At 42.2% G+C, this 22,842-nt stretch carries 23 protein-coding genes; all 23 read right to left on the bottom strand.

Annotation, left to right across the window (positions count from 1 at the left end; genetic code table 11):
• Nucleotide 1 precedes the first annotated feature (1 nt).
• Genes metK through NZ583_03360 form a run of 23 tightly spaced genes read right to left on the bottom strand, consistent with a single transcriptional unit; the run spans nt 2 to nt 22,840 of the window.
• Complete coding sequence (gene metK / locus NZ583_03470) at nt 2–1,165, bottom strand: methionine adenosyltransferase (protein ID MCS7280673.1); 1,164 nt, start codon at nt 1,163–1,165, stop codon at nt 2–4.
• A 28-nt stretch (nt 1,166–1,193) separates the two neighbouring features.
• A complete protein-coding gene (ptsP, locus tag NZ583_03465; protein MCS7280672.1) occupies nt 1,194–2,975 on the bottom strand; it encodes a phosphoenolpyruvate--protein phosphotransferase in 1,782 nt (593 codons plus the stop codon).
• Nucleotides 2,972–3,238: an HPr family phosphocarrier protein gene (locus tag NZ583_03460; protein MCS7280671.1), complete on the bottom strand. Its 267-nt coding sequence runs from the start codon at nt 3,236–3,238 to the stop codon at nt 2,972–2,974. Before NZ583_03460 ends, ptsP begins: the two co-directional genes overlap by 4 nt.
• A gap of 2 nt (nt 3,239–3,240) precedes the next feature.
• Nucleotides 3,241–3,636 (bottom strand): PTS sugar transporter subunit IIA, encoded by a 396-nt coding sequence (locus tag NZ583_03455; protein ID MCS7280670.1) that lies wholly within the window; start codon nt 3,634–3,636, stop codon nt 3,241–3,243.
• Nucleotides 3,637–3,640: 4 nt separating this feature from the next.
• Nucleotides 3,641–4,501 carry an RNase adapter RapZ gene (gene rapZ / locus NZ583_03450; protein MCS7280669.1) on the bottom strand — a complete coding sequence of 287 codons (861 nt, stop codon included), beginning with the start codon at nt 4,499–4,501 and terminating at the stop codon, nt 3,641–3,643.
• The gene (locus tag NZ583_03445; protein MCS7280668.1) at nt 4,494–4,964 is read right to left on the bottom strand and encodes a PTS sugar transporter subunit IIA; all 471 of its coding nucleotides are present in this window, start codon (nt 4,962–4,964) and stop codon (nt 4,494–4,496) included. The genes rapZ and NZ583_03445 overlap by 8 nt, the downstream gene beginning before the upstream one ends.
• The gene (gene raiA / locus NZ583_03440; GenBank protein ID MCS7280667.1) at nt 4,961–5,485 is read right to left on the bottom strand and encodes a ribosome-associated translation inhibitor RaiA; all 525 of its coding nucleotides are present in this window, start codon (nt 5,483–5,485) and stop codon (nt 4,961–4,963) included. The genes NZ583_03445 and raiA overlap by 4 nt, the downstream gene beginning before the upstream one ends.
• Before the next feature lie 24 nt (nt 5,486–5,509).
• Nucleotides 5,510–6,856, bottom strand: coding sequence for an RNA polymerase factor sigma-54 (rpoN, locus tag NZ583_03435; protein MCS7280666.1), 1,347 nt, complete (start codon nt 6,854–6,856; stop codon nt 5,510–5,512).
• Nucleotides 6,849–7,571, bottom strand: coding sequence for an LPS export ABC transporter ATP-binding protein (lptB, locus tag NZ583_03430; GenBank protein MCS7280665.1), 723 nt, complete (start codon nt 7,569–7,571; stop codon nt 6,849–6,851). The genes rpoN and lptB overlap by 8 nt, the downstream gene beginning before the upstream one ends.
• Complete coding sequence (gene lptC / locus NZ583_03425) at nt 7,572–8,495, bottom strand: LPS export ABC transporter periplasmic protein LptC (GenBank protein ID MCS7280664.1); 924 nt, start codon at nt 8,493–8,495, stop codon at nt 7,572–7,574. It lies immediately after the preceding gene.
• Between the two features lie 15 nt (nt 8,496–8,510).
• On the bottom strand, nt 8,511–9,497 hold the full coding sequence (locus NZ583_03420) for a KpsF/GutQ family sugar-phosphate isomerase (GenBank protein ID MCS7280663.1): 987 nt from the start codon (nt 9,495–9,497) through the stop codon (nt 8,511–8,513).
• A complete protein-coding gene (gene kdsA, locus NZ583_03415; protein MCS7280662.1) occupies nt 9,479–10,306 on the bottom strand; it encodes a 3-deoxy-8-phosphooctulonate synthase in 828 nt (275 codons plus the stop codon). The genes NZ583_03420 and kdsA overlap by 19 nt, the downstream gene beginning before the upstream one ends.
• Nucleotides 10,291–11,940 (bottom strand): CTP synthase, encoded by a 1,650-nt coding sequence (locus NZ583_03410; GenBank protein MCS7280661.1) that lies wholly within the window; start codon nt 11,938–11,940, stop codon nt 10,291–10,293. Before NZ583_03410 ends, kdsA begins: the two co-directional genes overlap by 16 nt.
• Nucleotides 11,937–13,127, bottom strand: coding sequence for a cofactor-independent phosphoglycerate mutase (locus NZ583_03405; protein MCS7280660.1), 1,191 nt, complete (start codon nt 13,125–13,127; stop codon nt 11,937–11,939). Before NZ583_03405 ends, NZ583_03410 begins: the two co-directional genes overlap by 4 nt.
• A complete protein-coding gene (locus NZ583_03400) occupies nt 13,124–14,416 on the bottom strand; it encodes a homoserine dehydrogenase (GenBank protein ID MCS7280659.1) in 1,293 nt (430 codons plus the stop codon). The genes NZ583_03405 and NZ583_03400 overlap by 4 nt, the downstream gene beginning before the upstream one ends.
• Nucleotides 14,413–15,597, bottom strand: a complete 1,185-nt coding sequence (locus tag NZ583_03395; protein MCS7280658.1) for an aminotransferase class I/II-fold pyridoxal phosphate-dependent enzyme — start codon at nt 15,595–15,597, stop codon at nt 14,413–14,415. Before NZ583_03395 ends, NZ583_03400 begins: the two co-directional genes overlap by 4 nt.
• Nucleotides 15,598–15,649: 52 nt before the next feature.
• A complete protein-coding gene (locus tag NZ583_03390) occupies nt 15,650–16,132 on the bottom strand; it encodes an adenosine-specific kinase (GenBank protein ID MCS7280657.1) in 483 nt (160 codons plus the stop codon).
• 35 nt (nt 16,133–16,167) lie between these two features.
• On the bottom strand, nt 16,168–16,992 hold the full coding sequence (gene sppA / locus NZ583_03385) for a signal peptide peptidase SppA (GenBank protein ID MCS7280656.1): 825 nt from the start codon (nt 16,990–16,992) through the stop codon (nt 16,168–16,170).
• The gene (locus NZ583_03380; protein ID MCS7280655.1) at nt 16,989–17,681 is read right to left on the bottom strand and encodes a segregation/condensation protein A; all 693 of its coding nucleotides are present in this window, start codon (nt 17,679–17,681) and stop codon (nt 16,989–16,991) included. Before NZ583_03380 ends, sppA begins: the two co-directional genes overlap by 4 nt.
• Entirely contained in the window at nt 17,671–20,283 is a 2,613-nt protein-coding gene (locus NZ583_03375) for a CBS domain-containing protein (protein MCS7280654.1), read from the bottom strand. The genes NZ583_03380 and NZ583_03375 overlap by 11 nt, the downstream gene beginning before the upstream one ends.
• Nucleotides 20,284–21,147 carry a site-specific tyrosine recombinase XerD gene (gene xerD / locus NZ583_03370; protein MCS7280653.1) on the bottom strand — a complete coding sequence of 288 codons (864 nt, stop codon included), beginning with the start codon at nt 21,145–21,147 and terminating at the stop codon, nt 20,284–20,286.
• Nucleotides 21,147–21,590 carry a dUTP diphosphatase gene (gene dut / locus NZ583_03365; protein MCS7280652.1) on the bottom strand — a complete coding sequence of 148 codons (444 nt, stop codon included), beginning with the start codon at nt 21,588–21,590 and terminating at the stop codon, nt 21,147–21,149. Before dut ends, xerD begins: the two co-directional genes overlap by 1 nt.
• Complete coding sequence (locus NZ583_03360) at nt 21,578–22,840, bottom strand: insulinase family protein (protein MCS7280651.1); 1,263 nt, start codon at nt 22,838–22,840, stop codon at nt 21,578–21,580. Before NZ583_03360 ends, dut begins: the two co-directional genes overlap by 13 nt.
• Nucleotides 22,841–22,842: the final 2 nt, after the last annotated feature.

Below are 22,842 nucleotides of genomic sequence, written 5' to 3'. Positions count from 1 at the left end.
TTTAGAGCCCCAATTCTCTTTTTATTACATCTACCATGTCGAGCCTCTCCCATGTAAATTCGGGCTCCTCCCTTCCAAAGTGACCTCCCCAGGCGGTCTTCTTATAAATTGGTCGAAGAAGGTCAAGATGTTCTATTATCTTTTTCGGTCTAAGATCGAAGAGTTCATTTACAAGTTTTAGAATCCTTTCGGGATCGACTTTGGATGTTCCGTATGTGTCAATCATCACTGATATAGGACGGGCAATACCTATCGTATAAGCAATCTGGATCCCTATTTGATCGGCGGCCCCTGCCGCTACCAAGTTTTTTGCGATGTATCTGGCCATGTACGAACTGCTTCTGTCGACTTTGGTCGGATCCTTCCCGGAAAACGCACCTCCGCCGTGGCTTGCCACCCCTCCGTAGGTGTCGGCAATTATCTTTCTGCCAGTCATACCACAATCAGCCCTGGGTCCTCCGATTACGAATCTACCTGTTGTGTTTATGTATATCTTTGTATCTTTATCCATCATCTCAGGAGGGATAGCCTTTTTTATTACTTCTTCGATTATCCCTTCTCTTAGTGTTTGATAATCCACATCAGGGGAGTGTTGCGCGGCTATTACAACTGCGTCAACCCTTACTGGTTTTCTGTCTATATACTCGACCGTTACCTGACTCTTCCCATCTGGTCTGAGAAATGGAAGTATATTTTTCTTTCTCACTTCCGATAATCTTCTTACCAATTTGTGCGCAAGCATTATGGGCATGGGCATAAGTTCTGGTGTTTCTGTGCAGGCATAACCAAACATCATCCCTTGGTCTCCTGCTCCCATCTCGTGGTCTTCAGTTTCATTCACTCCAATGGCTATGTCAGGCGATTGTTCGTCGATTGCGGTGATAACCGCGCAGGTTTCCCAATCGAAACCCATGGAGGAGTTGTTATATCCTATTTCCCTTATTGTCTCTCTAGCTATTTTTGGAATATCCGCATAGCCTTTGGTAGTTATTTCTCCTCCGACAAAAACAAGACCAGTTGTCACAAGTGTCTCACAGGCAACCCTACTTGTTCTATCTTGTTCGATTAGCGAATCGAGAACCGCATCGGAAATCTGATCAGCAATCTTGTCTGGATGGCCCTCTGCTACAGATTCCGAAGTAAATAAGTACCTCTTCATTTCCATTCTTTCCTCCTTGATATTTTGCTCTTTTTCAGTGAATCCACCTATTATCGTTTAAAACCCATTCTTCTTTCAATAGATCCTTTAGCTCTTTTTTTAGAAATTCCTCTGCCTCTTTACCTGATTTCATTCCCAAAACATGTGTCGCTAAATCCCTACAATAATCATGATTCAATTTTCTTATAACGTTTTTAGCTCTAGGTATGGAGTACGGGTTCATACTCAGTTCATCTATCCCGAGTCCCAAAAGAACCGGGATGTAAAGAGGCTCAGAGGACATCTCTCCGCACAAAGCCACTTCTATCCCTTCCTTGTGAGCAGCATCAACTGTATTCTTTATGAGCTTGAGAACAGCTGGATGGAGAGGCTCGTAAAGGTAAGATACGTACTCGTTTACCCTGTCTATGGCTAAAGTGTACTGGATAAGGTCATTTGTGCCGATGCTAAAGAAGTCTACTTCCTTTGCCAAAATATCACTTATCAAACAGGAGGACGGTACCTCCACCATCACCCCGATTTTTATGTTCCTATCGTACTTTATATTCTTTTCATCGAGTTCTTTCATGCACTCATTTATGATCTCTTTTGTCTTTAGAACTTCTTCAAGCCCAGATACCATCGGAATAAGTATTCGCAAGGGTCCATAGGCACTTGCCCTCAAAATACCTTTAAGCTGTGATTTAAAAAGTGGAATTTCCCTTATGCAAAGCCTTATTGCCCTAAGCCCCATTGCTGGGTTTAGCTCTTTCGCCAGATCAAGATGGGAGACGAATTTGTCCCCCCCTATATCGAGAGTCCTTATTGTAACGTATTGGAAACTCTTTCTTTCTGCCAGTTTTTTATATACCTGAAAGTGATCTTCTTCTGTGGGGACATCCCTCCTAGAAAGATAAAGATATTCGGTTCTGTAAAGACCGATCCCCTCACCACCATACTTTTCCACAATCTCCATCTCCGGAATGAGTTCTATATTGGCACCGATTTTTACCTTAAACCCGTCTTTCGTTTCGGATTTTAGTTTGGCAATTCTCAAATACTGGTTCTTTTTTTGCTTTAAAATTCTTTGCTTCCTCTTATAATACCTTATATCTTCCTTTGTGGGATTTACGATGACTATTCCTTCGTCCCCATCTATTATTATCCTCTCAAAGTTTTTAATGGTGCTTGATGCAACCTGTGCTCCCACAACTGCTGGTATTTCTAAAGCCCTGGCCACTATCGACGTATGGGATGTTCTTCCGCCCATGTCAGTTACAAACCCTGCTATTTTTCTTAGGTTCAAATGTATGGTATCGGCTGGTGAGAGATCGTGAGCTACAATTATGGTCTTTCCGGACACATTTATCTTGTCTAAGTCCAGTTTGACCTTCTTTACCATAAGTCGCATGAGTCTTTTATACACATACTCAAAATCCATGGCCCTTTCCCTCAGGTAAGGGTCCTCTATCTTTTCTAAGGTCGAAAGGATTTTCGATACCACAATATCGAGTGCCCATTCGGCGTTTACGTTTTCGGTTTTTATCACATCTATTACCGAGTTTATGAGGAACTCATCCTGGAGGATTAAAAGGTGTGCATCTATTATGAATGCGTGTTTCCTTATCTCCTCGTCGAGTCGGTCTTTTATAGATCTAAGCTCATACTGGGCATCCTGCAATGCATTCCTAAATCTGTTTATCTCCTTTTCCCGCAATTTAGGTCTTATCTTTCTCTTCGGTACGGGGATCTTCCCCCTTTCTAGTACATAGGACCTTCCTATTGAGACTCCTGATGATGTTCCGATTCCCTTAATTACCCTTCTTTCTTGACTCACTCTTCGTAGAACCCCTCTTCTATTATTTTTGAGAGTTCTTTAAAAGCTTCCTCCTCGTCTTCACCTTCCACTTCAAGTGTGATTTCAGTCCCAAATGGACATGCAAGCATAAGGAGGCTCGTTATACTCTTTCCATTCACTTTTTTACCATCCTTTTCGATACGGACCTCAGAGCTATATTCATTTGCTTTTTTGACAAAAATCGCAGCAGGCCGCGCATGAAGACCCAGTCTATTTTTTATAACGAACTTACTCTTTACCACGATTACTTAAGAAGGTCCCTCGCTAAATATATATGTTTCTGGCCGTAATCCTTAACTGTTTCTGCAAGTTCATCGAGTTTTTTACCCTCTCTCTCCAGAACCGTCTTTATCAACATGGGAAGATTCACTCCAGTTATCACTTCTATTCGCCCTTTTTCAAGAAAAGAAAGACTTATATTACAGGGCGTCCCACCAAACATATCGGTGAATATTATCACACCTTCTCCAGAGTCGACCTCTTTTATCGCCCTTTCAAGCTCCATCCTCACTTTTTCCATATCCACTTCGGGATTCACATTTACGTACCATATCTGATCCTGTTTTCCCGCAATTAACTCAGTAGCAAGCACCATTTCCTTCGCCAAATTGAAATGAGCACACACAACGATTCCTACCATGCCTTCACCTTCCTATGTCCCTGTGGATTACGGTTACATTATATCCCATATTTGAGCACCTTTCAGAGAAATCCGTGGCCACACAGACAGACCTATGCCTACCGCCTGTACAACCGAACCCAATCGTAAGATAGCTTTTTCCCTCTTTCTCGTACTGGGGTAACAAAAAGGAGAGAAGATTCCATAGCATTTCGCTAAAAATGCCATAGATCTCGCTTTGAAGGATATAAGATCTCACTTCGTCATCAAGGCCCGTTTTTGACTTCAGCTCTTCGACATAATTCGGATTTGGCAAAAACCTCACATCTATTAGCAAGTCAGCTTCTAGAGGAACTCCATAAGAATAGCCGAAGGAGATCAAGTTTACTTTCATCCCCTTCCCCAAAACGGAGTAGTTCTTAAAAACGAGATTTTTAAGCTCTCTAGCCGACATTGAAGATGTATCGATTATCCTATCCGAGAGGTCTTTAATCCACTTTAGAAGTTTCCTTTCCTCTTCAATTGCTGCCTTTACACTCCCTTTGTAAGAAAGCGGATGAGCTCTCCTCGTCTGGCTGAACCTTCTTATGAGAACTTCGTCCGAGCTGTCGAGAAAAACGATTTCCGCATTGTACTTTTCCTTTGCAGATCTTACAATATCTTGCCCCTCTAAGAAGAACTCCTTTTCTCTTACGTCTATAACAAGTGCACATCTTCTCTCTTTTTTGTCTGATAGTGAGAAAAGCTCTAAGAATCGATCGAGCATAACAACAGGAAAATTATCGACGCAGAAATAGCCCAAATCCTCAAGGGCGCGCAAAAAGGTTGTCTTTCCCGATCCAGAAGTTCCCGTAACTATTACAACACGAAGCCCATCATTAGCCATCTTCCGTATCAAAGGCCTCTCTTTTTAAAATCTCCAATATTTTCTGCGCCGAACCACTCTCAGTTATCTTTTTACTTACCACACTGTTTTTTACGATTCTCGATATCTTTGACAGCAAGCTTAAATGGGTGCAGACACCAACTTCAGGAGTGAAAAGTAAAAAGATCAGGTGTACTGGTTTACCATCGACCGAGTCGAAATCTATACCGGCCTGCGATACACCAAGCGCACAGACTGGATTTTTCAAGCTCTTTAACCTACCATGGGGAATTGCTACTCCATCGCCAATTCCAGTAGAACCGATTCGTTCCCTCTCCATTACTACCTTTTGCGCTTCTTCCGGATCAGGTATAAGGTTCTGTTTATGAAGGTGATCGACTAAGTATTTTATAGCCTCTTCTTTAGTCTTGACATTTAACGATGGGAGAACGCAGGTCTCTTTTAGGATGTCAGAAAGTCTCAAACGGCTCTGCCCCTTGTTTCAATTATACTGAAGTTTCCGTCCTTCCTTTTGTATAAAACGCAGACGTGGTCATTTTCCCTGTCTTTAAATACCACAAAGTTATTTCCTGAGGCTTCGAGTTGAAGGATAGCTTCCTCAACATCCATGGGTTTAAGGTCTATGTTCTTTCTGATTACCACCCTTTCGATCTCTTCTTCAGCCAGAGGTTCCTCCCTCTTTTTTCTTTTCTCCCTCATCTTTCTGATCTTTTCTCTGTATCTTTTAAGTCTCCTTTCAAGTTTGTCTAGAATCTTGTCTATAGCAGCCCTCATATCATCCATCACTTCTTGCGCGTTTATCACAATCCCGTTGAGATTAAGCATAACATCGATTCTTTTTAGATGCTTCCTTTCGACAGACATCACTACATGGGCATCAAGGGGTGCCTCCACGTACCGTTCGAGCCTTTTTAGTTTTTCCTCGACATATTGTTTGAGGTAGTCACTCGGTTCCATGTGTCTGAAACTTATAGATATCTCCATCCTTCCCCTCCGATAAAATCTTCATCACATTTTTTCTTTTCTTTGCCTTGAAGAACCTATATTTAGTGCCTCCCTGTACTTTACGACCGTCCTCCTTGCGATTTTTATTCCGTACTTTTCCCTAAGTATGTAAGTTATCTCATCGTCCGTTAGGGGTGCTTTTTTATCCTCCTTGTCGATCAGCTCTTTTATGAGATTCATTACAGAATCGGACGCAACGCTATCTATGGCTTGAGGAAAGAAGAATTTCATCTCGTACGTTCCAAAAGGAGTAGACATATACTTGTTTGTCGTGATTCTGCTCACAGTTGATTCGTGAACTCCAACATCTATGGCAACATCTTTAAGTGTCAGAGGTTTTAAATAGCGTATACCTTTTTTTAGGAATTCCTCTTGGAACCTGACTATACTTTTTGCCACCATGTAAAGTGTCTTTCTTCTTTGTTCCAAACTTTTTATGAACCACTCTGCCTGTTTAATCTTGTTCTTTATGAATTTCTTTGTTTTAGGGTCTACTTTATCGTCGGCGTATAGTTGAAGGTAATACTTATTTATTCTGAGCTCCGGCAGTTCCTCATCGTTAAGCACCACATCGAACCCATCATCCTTTCTCACAACGAATACGTCAGGCACCACATAAATCGTGTTTTCGTCCGCAAAATTTCGGCCCGGTTTTGGATCGAAGGTCTTAAGTTCATTATACATCTCTTTGACCTTGCTAAGTGGAATTCCTGTCTTTTTCGATATCTCTAAAAGTTTCCCATCCTTAAGCAACTCAAAGTACTTTTTAAGAACTAGCTCAAAGAGTGGGTCTGCCTTTTCTTTAGAGTAGTATTGCAAAAGTATACATTCCTTCAAGCTCTGAGCTCCAACCCCGGGAGGGTCGAGTTTTTTAATCTTCTCTAAAACCTTAGTTACGAGCTCCTTTGAAAATCCTGATTCTTTCGATATCTCTTCCGGGTCTGTCATGAGATAACCATTGTCGTCTATACTCTCTATCACCCACTCTGCAACTTGTCTTTCCACCTGGGAAAAATCAGAAACACTCACCTGCCACCTAAGATAATCTCTGAGATTCTGATTTTTTTTTAAGATTCTCTCGTAGTCTGGAACTTCCTTTTCCTCGTACTCTTCATAGCCCTCGGAAGGTGAGTATTTCTCCAGAAGTTCGACGATTTCCTCTTTTGTTACACTTTCTTCTTGTGTTTCACCTTCATCTTTTTCCTTGATCTCCAAAACAGGGTTTTCTCTTAGTTCCTCCTCAATTACATCCATAAGCTCCATTCGGGAAAGCTGGAGCAGTTTGATTGCCTGTTGAAGCCTCTGGGTAAGAATCGGTGCTAGTTTTTGCTCTTGTTTTAGCTCAAGCATTTATGGAGAACTCCTCCCCCAGATAGATTTTACGAACAGTTCTATCGTTCGCTATCTCGTCAGGGGTACCCTCTAATAAGAGCTTCCCGTTGTTTATAACATAAGCCCTGTCACACAGGGGAAGAGAGTCCCGAACATTGTGATCGGAAAGGAGAATTCCTATGTTTTTCTTTTTTAGGTTTTTTATTATCTTTTTCAATTCCGATATTGAAAGTGGATCTATGCTGGAAAATGGCTCATCTAGCAAAATAAATCTGGGAGAAACCATAAGGGCACGGGCTATTTCCAGTCTCCTCCTTTCACCTCCAGAAAGCGACTCGGCTCTGTTTTTAGCCAGATGTTCAAGCTTGAAGGCCTCAAGCAACTCATTTACCTTGCCTCTTATCGCCTCCTTACTTAATCCGTGAAACTCCAGAATGGCTATAAGGTTGTCTTCCACCGTCATCTTCCTAAAAACAGAAGGCTCCTGCGGAAGGTAAGTGATGCCCTTTTTGGCCCTCATAAACATGGGCAGAGCCGTTATATCTTCTTTGTCAAGCATTATTCTTCCTCTGTCGGGCTTGAGAAAGCCAATGATCATGTAAAATGAAGAGGTCTTCCCTGCGCCATTTGGACCGAAAAGTCCAACTATTTCACCCTCCTTTACGGAAAGGTTCAGGTCATCCACCACTAGCCTTCCGTTGTAGGACTTACTTATGCCTAATGCTTGAAGCACTTAAAAACCACTCCGAAACATTTTCATCTTTGGTGATGCGGTTATGAAACTCCCCCTTTCCAAGTCGTATTCTATTTTTTCTCCTTTGAGCTCCAGATCATCCCTTTTTACATAAGCATTACCGAGAAAAAAGATCCTCTTTTGGCTAAAATCATATACCGCTCTTTCGCTTTTCGCAACAGTTCCATTGGAAAACATCTCTGCGCTCCCTATGGCTTCTAGCCTTTTTGGCCTATCTTTATCCATATACACGTGCATAGTGTCACATCTAATCCGAGTGTCAGATTTCAATACTTTTACCTTCCCAGAGAGCGTGTACATCGATTTTGTCCTGTCGTAAGTGAAAGTATTTGACTGAAAACTGTATCCGTCATCGTTTATCCTGACAAGTCCAGATACGCTTCTAAGCAGAGTAAACCTCCCATTTCTTAAATCTCCTTTTATACCGATTCCCTGCATCATTAGCCTTTCTCCCTCAATGTAGACACGATCTTCGCTCGTCGCTAAAGCATCTTTCAAATCGAAGCTTACGGATGCTATTTTTATCAGATATTCGTCGAGAATACTAGCCGTAAATCCATAAATTGTTCCTCTTTTTTTTGCCGTGTCGATGATCCCCTTTTCCCCTTTAAAATGAAATTTGCCTCTACGTCCTGAGAGATAGGTGCCTTCGATACCTTCCATCTCTATCTCATCTCTCTCCAAATACTTCCTTGCCAATTTAGCTCGGACTGTAAAATTCACAGTTCCATCCTTTTCGGTTGAATAGATCGCATCTTTTACTACTACCATTCTTTTTGTTTCTTCGGCTATTTTCGGCGGATTGAACCTGTAAGGTTTCTTAAAAAAGAAGTAAAATGAAAGGAGCGTTACCAGTAATACCAACCCTGAGAAGGCATATACTGTTATTCTTCTTAGAAACATTAGATCGATCGAACCTTAAACTATTTTTGCCTTTAAAAGATCGTGGATATGTATTATTCCGACAGGTCTTTTGTCCCCCTCCTTCTCAAGTACGAAAAGGGAAGTGATAGCGTAATGCTCCATCTTTTTTAGGGCATCTGTGGCGAGACTCTCCTTCAGTATCGTTTTCGGATTCGATGTCATGACCTCTGACGCGGTCTTCTCAAGGAATTGGTTTTTGTACTTTTCTATCCCCCTTCTCAGATCGCCATCGGTTATGACCCCAACGAGCTCCTCGTTTCTGTTATAAACACCGGTCACACCTAGTCTTTTTGAGGTTATCTCTAAGATCGTGTCCTTCATAAGGGTGTCTTGGTAGACCTTCGGCATCTCATCACCAGTGTGCATAAGATCTTCAACTTTGAGTAGTAGCTTTCTTCCTATTGTACCACCTGGATGGAAGCATGCGAAGTCTTCTAATTTTACCTTTCTTATTGCCATTATGGCTACGGCTATCGCATCTCCAAGGGCAAGGGATGCGGTCGTGCTGGATGTGGGGATTATGTTAAAAGGGCATGCTTCATCAACGTCTATTTTCAAAACGACATCTCCGTATTTTGCTATGGTCGAATCCATGTTGCCAGTTATTACTATGGTAGAAAGGTCTATCCGTTTTATAAGGGGTAGGATCCTTATGATCTCTTCCGTTTCTCCACTCCGGCTTACGATCACCACACAATCTCCTTTCCGCAACATTCCTAGATCTCCGTGCAATGAATCCGCAGGATGTAAAAATATGGCCGGGCTACCGATACTTGTAAGAGTAGCAGCTATCTTTTTGCATATGATTCCGGACTTGCCCATGCCCGAAACGATAATCCTTCCCTTGCAGGATTCTATAAGTTGTACGGCTTTATAGAAGTTTTCATCCAGTTCTTCCATTACCTTCAAAATAGCTTCCGCCTCTTTTTTTAGGACTTCTTTGCCCAGTTTAACAATAGAGTCTACCTCTTTTTTGTCCATACAGCTTCCTCTATATCCTTTAGCACTTCAAGTATCTCCTTTAAATCTTTTAAAGCCACAGAGTTTTCTGCGTCGCAAAGCGCCCTGTCAGGGTCCGGATGAACCTCCATGAAGATCCCATCTGCTCCGCAGGCAATCGCGCATCTTGCTAAGGGAAAGGCGAACCTCCTATCTCCCCCAGATTTATCGCCCATTCCTCCTGGAGTCTGAACGCTGTGAGTGGCATCGAATATCACCGGATATCCAAAATCCTTCATAATAGGTATAGATCTGAAGTCGCAAATTAAGTTTCTGTATCCGAAACAGGTTCCCCTTTCTGTCACCATTATGGATTCACATCCAGTCTTTTCAACTTTCTCTATCGCGTATTTCACATCGTACGGAGACATAAATTGGCCTTTCTTTATGTTTACTGGTTTTTTAGATCTCCCGCATGCAAGAAGGAGGTCAGTTTGCCTTGAGAGGAGAGCAGGTACCTGTAAAACATCCACAACTTCCTTAACTTCTTCGATTTCCTGTACGGAATGAACATCCGTAAGAACCGGTACCCCCACCTCTTCCCTGACTTTTTTTAATATCCGCAACCCCTCTTTTAGGCCTGGCCCTCTAAAACTTGAAATCGACGTTCTGTTTGCTTTGTCGTAAGACGACTTGAATATGAATGGGATCGAAAGTTCCTCCGTTATTTTTTTTAACTCTTCTGCCGTCTTCAGAGTTATGTACTCCCCCTCTATAACGCAAGGACCACCTATGAAAACGAAAGGTCTTGAACCGACTTCAACATTCCAAACTCTTACTTTTTTTTCCATTTTTTCCTTTCCTGCCTGTACTTAACGGAAGCTCTGATAAACTCCTTAATTAGGGGATGCGGTTTGAACGGTTTAGACTGAAACTCTGGATGGAATTGACAGCCAACAAACCATGGGTGTGGCCTATACTCAACTATCTCAGCGAATTTTTCATCCGGTGAAATACCTGTTATTTCGAGACCTGCTTTTTCAAGTTCTTCTCTATACCGCATATTAACTTCGTAACGGTGTCTGTGCCTTTCGTAAACAAGCTCCTGTTGGTATGCCTTATGAGCCAAGCTTCCTACCTTTATTTTGCATGGATAGGAACCGAGCCTCATGGTCCCACCCTTGTCTGAATACTTGTCCCTCCTTTGGATTTTCGATTCTCTATCGACCCATTCCTCTATTAGATAGATTACTGGGTGGGGAGTCGATTCGTTAAATTCGGTACTATGCGCTTCTTTGTAACCCAGCACATTCCTTGCCACCTCAATTACTGCAAGCTGCATTCCCAAACAGAGACCTAAAAAGGGTATGTTTTTCTCTCTGGCGTATTTTATCGCAAGGATCTTTCCCTCAATACCCCTTTCACCGAACCCACCCGGTACCAATATTCCGTCTACGTTTTGAAGCAACGAAAAGTCCTCTTTTTCTAAAAGTTCAGAATCTATGTAGTGAACATTTACCCGACAGTTATTTTCTATCCCACCGTGAACTAATGCCTCATTTAAGCTTTTATATGAGTCCTTGAATCTTACGTACTTACCAACCATAGCTATATCTACGGATCTCTTCGGATTCTTTATGGCATGGATAATCTTTTCCCATTTCTCAAGATCAGGTCTTTTCGCCCATATGTTCAGCATCTCTGTGATTTTGTCGTCGAGGCCCTCTTTGTGAAAAAGAACAGGCACCTCATATACAATATCCGTATCCAGTGCAGTGATAACTGCATCCCTTTGAACATTGCAGAAAAGGGCTATCTTTTCTTTGAGTTCTTTGGAGAGGGGCTTTTCAGTCCGACAGATGATTATGTCGGGCTGGATCCCTATCTCTCTTAACTCCTTAACACTGTGTTGGGTCGGTTTGGTCTTCATCTCGTCGGCAGTTTTTATATAAGGGACCAAAGTAAGATGAACAAAAAGGGTGTTCTCTTTGCCAAGATCGTTTCTTAGCTGTCTTATCGCTTCAAGAAAAGGCAAACTTTCTATGTCTCCAACCGTTCCTCCGATCTCTACTATAAGTACATCGACGTTCTCTTCTACATCGAGTATCCTCCTTTTAATTTCATCGGTTATGTGCGGAATCACCTGGACCGTGCCACCCAGATACTCTCCCTTTCTCTCTCTTGAGATCACCGTGTCGTAAATTTGGCCTGTTGTGAAATTGTTCTTTTGGGTTATCTTCGCGTTTGTGAATCTTTCGTAGTGGCCAAGGTCGAGGTCCGTTTCTGCACCATCCTCGGTCACAAAGACCTCTCCGTGCTGAAAAGGGTTCATAGTCCCAGGATCGACATTTATATATGGATCGAGCTTTTTGAGAGAGACAGTAAGCCCTCTCGACTCCAAAAGGGCTCCAATAGATGCAGATGCGATGCCTTTCCCCAGGGAAGAGACAACTCCACCTGTAACGAATATTATCTTCTGCCTCATGGCAAATCTTTTCCAAAAAAGAGGGAGAGTAAATCTCTTGCGTCTAAAAGGGGATCTCCGATTGTCTCATCGTACCTTTGATCACTTTTGCTCTTTTCTGCCCTTTCATCGAATATCACAAAGGGGGTCGGATTGGCATAATGGGTCCTAAGCGGTATGGGCGTATAATGGTCTGTCACAATTAAAAATCTCACCTCATCCCCTTTTTCCTCGTATATGGGCCCTAGGATCTTGGAGTCTATGTTCTCTATCGCTTTTATCTTTTCCTCAATCTTTCCTTCGTGTGATGCCTCATCGGGTGCCTCTACATGAACATAGACCACATCGAACTCACTGAGAAGCTCTATAGCCTTCTTTGCTTTGGCCGAGTAGTCTGTATCGAGATAACCGGTTGCTCCTTCAACATAAGGCGTAAAAAGACCTGCAAGCCTACTTATACCCTTTATAAGATCGACTGCACAGACAGTTGCTCCATCCATTCTGAATCTTTCTTTAAAAGGTACGAAGTCTCCCTTCTTTCCTTGTCCCCAAAGCCAGATGGAATTGGCAGGATGATCCCCTCTCATAATCCGTCTTTTATTCGTTTCGTGATCCTTAAGCACATTCCTTGCCTTCTCCATGATTTCGATAAGAAAACTGGCTCCTTCACCCCTAGGGACAAAATTATCGATCCTCTTTCCTTGAATATCGTGGGGAGGTGTTGTTTCCATCATCCATTTTCCATTCTTCCAGAGCATTATGTTTCTGTAACCCATGCCCGGAAAGAATGAGATCTCTTTATCTTTTAGCTTAGCGTTGAGTGCCGAGATCAGAGAAATTGCCTCGTCCCTGGGGATATGCCCTCCGCTATAGTCCCCCATTATCAGTCCATCCTCAGTCTCTATAAGGTACACGAGGTTGCATCTGAAGGCCACATCGTCTTTTTCCATATCATAGCCCATTCCGTAAAATTCAATAGGAGCTCTACCGGTATAATAAATCCTCGGATCGTATCCAAAAAGGGACATGCAGGCGATATCACTTCCAGGGGGAAAACCTTCCGGTACGGTTATCACCCTACCAGAGATACCTCTTTGAGCCATCATATCCATGTACCTTTTTTTTGCGACCATCAGAGGAGTCTTTCCGCCCAGTTCTTCCAGCGGAAAATCTGCCATTCCATCACCGATAAGTACTAGGTACTTCATATGTTCAGTTCTTCTATCCTGAGATACAGACTCTCTTCCTTTATAAAAGGTAGACGATCTATCTCTTCCTTTGCTTTTTTTAGCGAAGCTTCTTCTGCCTCATGGAGAAGCATCACAATTGGAACCCATCCCCCTTCCTTCCTTCCCTTTTGAATCACTGCCTGGATGCTTATGTTATATTCTGCGAGTACACCTGATATTTTAGAGAGAACACCCGGTCTATCTTCGGCTATAAACCTCATGTAAAAAGGGGCGTAGGCTTCATCCACCTTTTTTATTCCTTTTATCTCATCTGAAATCACTGGAATTCTCGGAATCCTTCGTCCTGCCTCCATCCTCATGGCCATATCGAGTATATCACTTACAACTGCACTTCCGGTTGGGTCTCCCCCTGCACCTTTTCCATAGTACAGGTTCGGCCCTGTTCTGTCGCCAACTATGTAAACTCCATTGTAAACTCCGTCAACACTACTTAAAGGGTGGTCAAGAGGAAGCATAACCGGTTCAACCCTAGCTTCAATCTCATCTCCAACAAGCTTTGCCACTGCGAGAAGTTTTATCTTGTACCCAAACTCTTTGGCAAACTTTATATCTACCTTATCTATCTTCCTGATCCCCCTTATGGCAACCTCTTTCGTACTCACAGGGTGATGGAAGGCCACAAGGATGAGGATTGAAAGTTTGTGTGCCGCATCTATTCCATCTACATCCAGAGATGGATCTTTTTCGGCGAATCCGGATCTTTGAGCTTCCGACAAAGCTTCATGAAAGGAAGACTCTTCTTCCTCCATTCTTGTAAGAATATAGTTACTCGTGCCGTTCAAAATACCGAGGATTGAAGTTATTCTGTTGCCTATTAGACCGTCCCTTATCGCCTTTATTACTGGGATTCCGCCGCATACGGATGCCTCGAATCCAACTTCACAGTTTTTTTCTTTAGCGAGTTTAAAGATCTCTATTCCTTTCTCCGCCAGTAATGCCTTATTTGCCGTCACGACCCATTTACCCCGTTTTAGCGCTTCACAGATATACTCGTAGGCTGGATGTATGCCCCCTATAAGTTCAACAACTATGTCAATCTCTTTATCTTCTATGATTTCAAAGGCATTTTCTGTCAAAAGGTCCTCTTCCACTTTCACTCGCCTTCTCTTTTCGAGATCTGTATCGGCTATCTTTACTAGCCTCACATCTAGGCCTGTTCTCTTTTTTATGAGGTTTTGACTCTCCCTGAGAATTTTTACGGTCCCCTCCCCGACTGTTCCAAACCCTATAATCCCTACTTTTATCATTTCTTCCTAGCTGAAAAGAGAAGATTCCTTATACCTTTTACTGCTTGTCTTATCCGGTGTTCGTTCTCAACTAATGCGAACCTTATATACCCTTCTCCGTACTCCCCAAAACCAATCCCAGGTGAAGTTGCAACCTTCGCCTCTTTGAGCAGTAACTTTGAGAATTCAAAGGATCCCATCTCCCTGAAAGGTTCAGGGATCTTTGCCCATACAAACATTGTAGCCTTAGGTTTTTCTACAATCCATCCGTATCTCGAAAGCCCTTCGCAGAGAACATCCCGCCTTCTTCTATACTTCTCTACGATTTCTTTGACCTCGTTGTCACATTCATTTAGGGCGATGATTGAGGCAATTTGGATAGGCTGGAACATCCCATAATCGAAATAACTCTTAATCCTCCCAAGTGCATTTATCATCTTTGTATTTCCAGCCGCAAATCCAACCCTCCAACCTGGCATGCTGTAACTCTTTGAAAGGGAGAAAAACTCTACTCCCACATCTTTTGCGCCTTCTACTTCCAGAAAACTAGGTGCCCTGTAGTTATCAAAAACTATATCGGCATATGCGATATCGTGCACAACCATAAGGCCGTATTCCTTTGCAAAGGCAACCAGTTTTTTGAAGAAGTCAATCTCCACTGTGGCAGTTGTCGGGTTATTTGGAAAACTTACAATTACCATCTTCGGTTTTGGCCATTGAGATTTAACTGCACTTTCTAACCTTTCGAAGAAACCATTCAGAGGAAGGAGAGGGATTGTCCTTAAATCCCCTCCTGCTATAACTACAGAGTAAGTATGAATCGGATATGCAGGGCTGGGAACTATCACAGTATCACCATGAGTTATGGTTGCAAGGACAAGGTGCCCTAACCCTTCTTTCGCTCCCATTGTCACCACTACCTCAGTTTCAGGATCGATATCAACGTTATATTTCCTTTTGTACCATTGTGAGATCGCAACTCTTAACTTATAAATTCCCTTTGTTACAGAGTATCGGTGGTTTTTAGGATTTTTTGCTGCTTCCACAAGTTTTGCCACTATCTGCTTAGGAGTAGGAATATCCGGATTTCCCATGCCCAAATCGATAATATCTTCCCCTCGCCTTCTCGCTTCTATGAGAAGGTCCCTTATGATCCCAAAAATATAGGGAGGTAGTCTTGAAATTCTGTAAAATTCCTCCATTGGGTAATTGAAAGTAACACAGATAGACCCAACAATCAATAAGATTCCCAAATTAAAGCTTGTACTTGATCTTCCTTAAAAATTCCTTTCTAGCCTTTCTATCCTCTTCCTTTTCCACACCCTTCGGTTTAAAACCATCAATGACGCCTATTATCCCTCTTCCCTGTTCGTCCTCAGCTACAATTATTTTTAGCGGATTCGCTGTTGCACATATAATGTGACATACCTCCTGGCAAGCCTTTATAGCATTCAAGACGTTTATAGGATAGCCATCTTTAAGGTATATTACGAAAGAGTGGCCACACGAGATCAAAAGACTCGTCTCTGCAGCTTTCTTTATAAGCTCATCGTCGTTCCCTTCACATCGTACAAGGCATGGCCCTGATGCCTCAGAAAATGCAATCCCAAATCTCAAAGAAGGAGAGGATGAAGCTAAAATCTCGTACAAGTCCTCCACGGTTTTCATGAAATGGGCCTGTCCTATTATGATATTTGCACCCTCTGGGATTTCGACCGGAATGGCCTTTATCTCCATGGTTACCTCCGTTATTTGATTTTTTTAAAAAGGGACTAGCCCACCCCACTTATTAATCCTTTCTTAATAAACTCCTCAAAGAAGGTGGACAACAACCATTCAAAGATGGAGATCTTCTTTTTGGCGTAAACGATTTCAGGTTTTTCTTTTATGTTGAGCGCGACCCTTAGATCTTCGAGAGCGTCGTAAAAGGTGCCTATTTCGTCGACGAGTCCGTATTCTTTCGCCATCTTTCCAGTAAAGATCCTTCCGTCACCTAACTTTTTTGCCTTGTCGATCGGGATGTTCCTTCCTTTCGCCACATCTTCTATGAACTGTTCGTGGATTGCGTCTATTATTCCTTTGAGATAGATTTTCTCTTCCTCCTTCATTTTCCTAAAAGGGCTGCCAGTATCTTTGAATTCTCCAGCCTTTATGGTAGTCGTTTGAAGTCCTATTTTTTTTAGCAAATCTTCTATGACTATCTGCTCCATGAGCACTCCTATACTTCCGGTTATTGTGGATGGCATCGCGTAGATCCTTTCACCTGCAACCGCAATGTAATATCCACCTGAAGCACACACAGATCCCATTGATACAAAAACCTTTTTCTTTTCTCTCAGCTTCTTTAGTTCTCCGTGTATTTCCTGACAAGATGCGGAGGCGCCACCAGGAGACTCTATCCTAACTACCACCCCTTTTATCGTTTCATCCTCCCTAAATTTTTCAATCTGTTCAAGTATCTCCTTTGAGTCAGTTATCACCCCTTCCACCTCTATGACCCCGATTCTTTTTATCGTGAATCTGGCAAGGATCGAACCCAAAATGAGAGTGCCGAGAAATACAAAAAGTATGAGAAGCACAACTCTCTTTTTGGTCATAGCGTCTCTCTCCTTTTTAGTATAATTTTTCCAAAGGGTCTATACTGGATGATTCTCGCAACTTTTCTTTTAACCATTTCCAACATCGATAAAACAGTCGCTATTTTTGTGGAAAGGTCTGCCCCATCTGTTGCGTCAAATATGTAAATTCCTCTTTTTGAAATCTTCTCCTCAAGCTCCGAAAAAATCTCTTGAAGAGCTGGCTTTATAGGTTTTATTTCAATACATTTCACCTGTTCCCTTTTTACAATTTCAAAAAAGGTCATAAAAAGATTATAGAGATCAAAATCACCCCTCTGGGTGATTACAGATCTCCCACGATTAAAAGTATCTCTGTTAAGAAGGGGCAACTCTTCAAGCACGGATGCCCATTTTTTTAAGACCTCGTGTTCACATATGTTTTCCAAAGGTTTTTCTTCGACATCGTTCTTTTTTTCCTCAAAATTGATGAGGGCCCTAGATTTTAGGACCATAAGTAAAGAGACAACATCGATAAATTCCTCAACTATCTTTAAATTCATCTCCCTTGCTGCTTCAACGTAATCCATGAATTTTTCTGTTATCTGACACAGAGGCACTTCCCAGATGCTCAACCGGTTTCTCTTTACTAGAAGCGGAATTACCGATAAAGGACCCTCGTATGAGGCTAGTCTCACGTTGAGGGAAGGGATTAAAAGCTCAGCTAGCATCGTTTATATAACTCAGTGCGTACCTAATCTCATCGTCTTTGCTTTTTAAAAGACCGTCTATCTTAAGGTCTCTTATGTTTTCCAAGATCTCCTTGAAGATCGGACCCGGTTTCAATCCCATTGCTTTTAAATCCACGCCCGTAATTTCCGGCTTAACGTATGAAAGGGTAGTGATATAGTTCGATATAGTTTTTCTTAACGCCTCATCTTCACTGGATGCCATCGCAAAAAGAATCGCTTCCTGCGACATCTCCCTTAAAACTTTTGCAATTTCACTTTTTTTCATATCCTTAAACTTCGAAACGAGGTTTTTAAAATTACAAAGAGAAGCTATATCCGATCTCAACTTGCTTTTAAGTGACTCACCGAGTTCAAGTCTCTCCATGAAATCGTCCATACGGTTCTTAGGCATGTCGTGGATCAAAGCGATAAGATACATGTGTATTTTTTGAGCAGGCTTGTCTTTGTATAGTAATTCGTACCACCTGTGGATTGAGGCTATCTCCTCAAAGAGCCTGTATTTCTTTTCGTCGAATAAAAGTTCCTCGTATATGGAAGACAGTACGCCAAGTTCGCTGAGTCTCTTCATTATTTTCTCAGGGGTGGGTTCCATAAGGCAGAGTCTCAACTCGTTCCAGATCCTTATTCCTTCTACTTTGGATAGAAATCCTGTTCTTACCGCATTCTTTATGAGATTCATAGTGTGTTTGCTTATTTTGAAACCGAATCTATGTTCAAATCTTATTGCCCTGAGAATCCTTGTTGGATCTTCAACAAAACTGAGACTGTGGAGAACCCGTACCGTTCCCTCTTTTATGTCCCTTTGACCTCCAAAGTAATCGATGAGTTCTCCAAATGTGTTTTGGTTGATAGATATGGCAAGGGTGTTTATCGTAAAGTCCCTTCTTGATAGGTCAAGTTTCAATGAGCCTCTTTCAACTACTGGAAGTGAGCCAGGCTCTTTGTAGTATTCTACACGGCAAGTGGCTACGTCCACTTTGAAACCATCCGGGTAGTAAAGCGTTGCAGTCCCAAACTCTACATGTTCCCTTAACTTGACTGACAGGATTCTCTTTACCTCTTTTGCGAACTTTATCCCATCCCCTTCAATTACAATGTCCACATCGTAATTTTCCCTCTTCAAAAGGAGATCCCTTACAAAGCCCCCAACAATGTATGCCCTGTAGCCCATTGTATCTGCAATTTCGCCTAGTTTTTTTAACCTTTCGAATATGTCTCCCTTGATTCTTTCCTGTAAAAGATGCTTAATGGTTCTTCTCTTTTCGAGGTAGGGCTGCTCCGACACAACGTTAGAGTTACTTTCCACAAGTCTTAAAAGATCAGTTCTCGTTATTCCTCCCACAAGTCTCCCATCTCTCAAAACAGGAAGAAATCTCTGGTTCGAGAAAAGAAGGACGTCCCTCACGAGATCTATCGGGTCGTCCTCTTTTACAGTTTTTATCTCACTTACCATGTACTCTTTTACGGGCATATGTCCCAAATCATGAAAGCAAGCCTTTTCCGCAATCTGCCTTGTCACTATCCCCACCACTTTATCTTCTTCCATAACAGGCATAGCGTTTATACCGTATTTAACCATCGTTTCTCTCGCAGAATCTATCGATTCATTGGCTTCCACGTATTTTACCGGGAAAAACATCACATCCTTCGCCCGAAAGACAACTCTTACGTTGGCTTTAAGTACCTTTATGAGGTCTTCTTTCACTTCCATCGTAGTTTTTCCTTTCACTGTGGCAGATCCTGCCTCCTTATGGCCTCCCCCTCCAAAAAAAGTAAGAAGATATCCCACGTCTATTTCTGGGATTCTGCTTCTCCCAATGATGAAGACCCGGTCTTCAAGACCAATCAGGGCAAATATCACATTCAAGTTTTCCATATCCCTGAGTTTGTGAACAACGAGTGCTACTTCACCTACGTAATGACTCAACATGCACTCTGTTATAACTACGTTCACTCCGTTTATGTTGTGGCTCGTGGCGTTACTAATAAGTTCGTTTAAGAGGACAACGTGTTCAGCTGTAAGCTCTTTAACGAGCATGTCAGAAACCACATTGAGATTCGCACCTTTGGAAAGCAAATACGATGCGGCCTCAAAGTCATCAGTCTTCGTAGAGGGGTAAGTGAAACTTCCCGTCTCCTCGTAAATTCCTAACATCATGATCGTTGCCTCTTCAGCCGAAATCGGAATCTGTCTCTCCTTTAAGATGTTAACTAGAATTGTAACTGCAGCGCCGGTATTTCTGATATATTCCACCTCGCCCTTTATGTCGTCATCTGTTGGTGGGTGGTGGTCGTATATGTGGATCTTTAAGTCGCTTTTCTTAAGAATCTTTGCAAAATCTCCGATCCTCGATCTCTGTCTTGTGTCAACTAAAATGAGTGTGTCTACTGAGTCTAGGTCTATATCCTTTATCTTTGTGATATTTAACGCGTAAAGGGTGGATCGAATCAAAAAATCCCTTAAAGACTTTTCCTGTGAACCTGGAAAAACAAGCACCGCATCAGGGTAGATCTTTTTTGCTGCAATCATTGAAGATAAGGAATCGAAGTCTGCGGATGTGTGCGTTGTTATGACCTTCATTTAAGATCTTGGATGGTACTTCTTGTGGATCTCTTTTAGGCGCCTCTTGTCTATGTGAGTGTAAATCTGGGTCGTTGAGATATCTTCGTGACCCAAAAGGACTTGAACCGACCTTAAATCTGCTCCTCCTTGGATTAGGTGACTGGCAAAGGTATGTCTTATGGTGTGGGGAGAGACTTTCTTCCGATGGATGGCTTTTGCGTATTTCTTTATGATCTTCCAGATTGCTTGCCTCGACAGTCTTTCTCCCTTCCTGTTTGGAAAGAGATACTTTCCTTTCGGTTTCACCTTCTCAAAGTATTCCTTCAGTGCCTCAACTGAATGCCTATTTAGCGGGATTATCCTTTCTTTCGACCTTTTACCAACAGTCACTATGAATCCGGCGTCGATATTGACGTCACTCTTTTTAAGGTTTATAAGTTCTGAAACCCGAATCCCTGTCGCATAAAGAAGTTCAAGCATCGTTCTATCCCTAAGTCCGGTTTTTGTGTCATTCGGCAAAAGGAGTAGGGACTCTATCTCCTCTTCCGAAAGCACACAGGGATAGGGAGGATTTATCTTTGGACGTTCAAAGTCACACAGAGGATTCTCTTTTAGATATTCCTCTCCTACCATAAAGTTAAAAAACCCTTTAAGTGAAGAGATGTATCTGGAGATACTTCTTGGCTTTAGACCTTTTTTTCTCAGATGCACAACAAATTTCTCAACCGTCTCTCTCTTATGTAACTCCTCTTGAGCGTTTTTTGCAAACTCTAAATAAGAGATTATGTCCCTTGTGTAAGATTCTATTGTGTTTAGTGACGCTCCCTTTTCTGCTGTGAGATAGGTTATATAGCTATCGAGAATCTCATCGAAGCTTACCATCACTTGATCCCGGTTGAGCCAAAACCACCTTCCCCCCTGTCCGTTTCAGGTAAAGATCTATCTTCTACAAGCTCAACCCTTTCGACCTTCCTTATCACGAGCTGGGCAATCCTCATACCGTTCTCAACATAAAAGGGGCTTTCCCCATGATTTATGAGAATGACCTTCAATTCTCCCCTGTAGTCAGAGTCGATTGTGCCCGGTGAGTTAAGCACGGTTACTCCATACTTTAAAGCTAACCCGCTTCTTGGCCTTATCTCCCCTTCGTATCCCTCAGGAATAGCCAATCTAATACCGGTCGGAATAACGGCCCATTTCTTTGGTTCAATCACTATAGGTTCTTCAAGACATGAAAACAGATCTAAACCCGAAGAGGAAGGGGTTCCGTAAATTGGTGTCTTCGCCTCAGGTCTCTTCGAAAAACGTATCTCTAGTTTAGCCATATCTCCTTTATCGGTTCTATGTCAGTATCACCGAGAATAACGAGAGAAATTTTATCAAAGCAACTAAATATTTCTCTTGCCAGCTCGTTAACGTCCCGGACGGTGACTTTATCTATAGCCCTTAGAGTCTCTCTAACAGGTATGTATCTACCGAAGTAAATCTCGTTTTTTGCGATTCTACCCATCCTAGCCTCGGTGTTCTCCAGACTTATGTGTAGGTTTCCCTTTATATGCTCTTTGGCGAATCTGAGCTCGCTTTCGGAGATCCCTTTCTCCTTTAGGGTCAAAATCTCTTTCTTTATGAGCTTTATTACCTCATGCGCATCACCGGGTGAAGTCGATGTTGACACGCCAAAAGTTCCGGTGTCGAAGTAACAGTTAACGTATGAGTATATGGAGTAAACAAGGCCTCTTTTCTCCCTGATCTCTTGGAACAGGCGAGAACTCATGCTTCCTCCGAATATGGCATTAAGCAAATATAATATGTACCTCTTTTCATCTATCTGACTTACACCTTCTGTTCCTACAAGGATGTATAGGCTCTCTAAGTCCTTGCGAAAGACGTCAATCGTTGTTTGAGACTTAGGTACAGGGTCATCAATTTGAATGGAAGCCTCTTCATTTTCTATTGATCCAAACAGGGTCTCAATTTTTTTTAAAAATTCCTCGTGTTCTATCCTTCCCGAGGCAGTAATGACCATTTTTTCGGGAGAATAATTCATTTTGAAATGCTCCATCAAAATATCACGCCTAAAGGATTCCACATTTTCTTTATTTCCCAAGATTGGAAGACCTAGACCGTGATTCTTAAAATAATTTGCGTAGAAAAAGTCGAATATGTACTCTTCCGGGTTATCCTCGATCATTCTTATCTCCTGTGTGACGACATACTTCTCTTTCTCTATGTCCTCATCCGAAAAAAGAGAGTGCCTGTACATATCGGATAGAATATCGAGGCAAAGATCCACGTCCTTTCTTAAAACTTTGGCATAAAGACATGAATACTCTTTCCCCGTAAAAGCATTGATCGTCCCACCAACCGCATCAATTTCTCTAGCTATCTCGTAAGCAGACCTCTTTTCTGTTCCTTTGAAAAGCATATGTTCGATAAAGTGAGAGATCCCATTATTTTGGGGATTCTCATATCTTCCCCCTGTCTTCCACCACATTCCAATTGAAACGGTTGAAAAATGTGGAACTGACTCGGTTATTACAGTAAGACCATTATTGAGAACTGTCTTTCTGAACATCT

It is taken from the genome of Thermodesulfobacteriota bacterium (genome assembly GCA_025062045.1).
Classification (GTDB): Bacteria; Desulfobacterota; Syntrophorhabdia; order Syntrophorhabdales; family JANXAF01; genus JANXAF01.
Note: the sequence above shows the minus strand (reverse complement) of the source record. Positions and strands in the feature narration are given on the sequence as shown.

Coding starts and splice junctions, on each gene's coding strand:
- metK (MCS7280673.1), bottom strand. CDS start 1,165: ATGGAAATGAAGAGGTACTTATTTACTTCGGAATCTGTAGCAGAGGGC.
- NZ583_03455 (MCS7280670.1), bottom strand. CDS start 3,636: ATGGTAGGAATCGTTGTGTGTGCTCATTTCAATTTGGCGAAGGAAATG.
- rapZ (MCS7280669.1), bottom strand. CDS start 4,501: ATGGCTAATGATGGGCTTCGTGTTGTAATAGTTACGGGAACTTCTGGA.
- raiA (MCS7280667.1), bottom strand. CDS start 5,485: ATGGAGATATCTATAAGTTTCAGACACATGGAACCGAGTGACTACCTC.
- rpoN (MCS7280666.1), bottom strand. CDS start 6,856: ATGCTTGAGCTAAAACAAGAGCAAAAACTAGCACCGATTCTTACCCAG.
- lptC (MCS7280664.1), bottom strand. CDS start 8,495: ATGTTTCTAAGAAGAATAACAGTATATGCCTTCTCAGGGTTGGTATTA.
- NZ583_03420 (MCS7280663.1), bottom strand. CDS start 9,497: ATGGACAAAAAAGAGGTAGACTCTATTGTTAAACTGGGCAAAGAAGTC.
- kdsA (MCS7280662.1), bottom strand. CDS start 10,306: ATGGAAAAAAAAGTAAGAGTTTGGAATGTTGAAGTCGGTTCAAGACCT.
- NZ583_03410 (MCS7280661.1), bottom strand. CDS start 11,940: ATGAGGCAGAAGATAATATTCGTTACAGGTGGAGTTGTCTCTTCCCTG.
- NZ583_03405 (MCS7280660.1), bottom strand. CDS start 13,127: ATGAAGTACCTAGTACTTATCGGTGATGGAATGGCAGATTTTCCGCTG.
- NZ583_03400 (MCS7280659.1), bottom strand. CDS start 14,416: ATGATAAAAGTAGGGATTATAGGGTTTGGAACAGTCGGGGAGGGGACC.
- NZ583_03395 (MCS7280658.1), bottom strand. CDS start 15,597: ATGGAGGAATTTTACAGAATTTCAAGACTACCTCCCTATATTTTTGGG.
- NZ583_03390 (MCS7280657.1), bottom strand. CDS start 16,132: ATGGAGATAAAGGCCATTCCGGTCGAAATCCCAGAGGGTGCAAATATC.
- sppA (MCS7280656.1), bottom strand. CDS start 16,992: ATGACCAAAAAGAGAGTTGTGCTTCTCATACTTTTTGTATTTCTCGGC.
- NZ583_03380 (MCS7280655.1), bottom strand. CDS start 17,681: ATGCTAGCTGAGCTTTTAATCCCTTCCCTCAACGTGAGACTAGCCTCA.
- NZ583_03375 (MCS7280654.1), bottom strand. CDS start 20,283: ATGAAGGTCATAACAACGCACACATCCGCAGACTTCGATTCCTTATCT.
- xerD (MCS7280653.1), bottom strand. CDS start 21,147: ATGGTAAGCTTCGATGAGATTCTCGATAGCTATATAACCTATCTCACA.
- dut (MCS7280652.1), bottom strand. CDS start 21,590: ATGGCTAAACTAGAGATACGTTTTTCGAAGAGACCTGAGGCGAAGACA.
- NZ583_03360 (MCS7280651.1), bottom strand. CDS start 22,840: ATGTTCAGAAAGACAGTTCTCAATAATGGTCTTACTGTAATAACCGAG.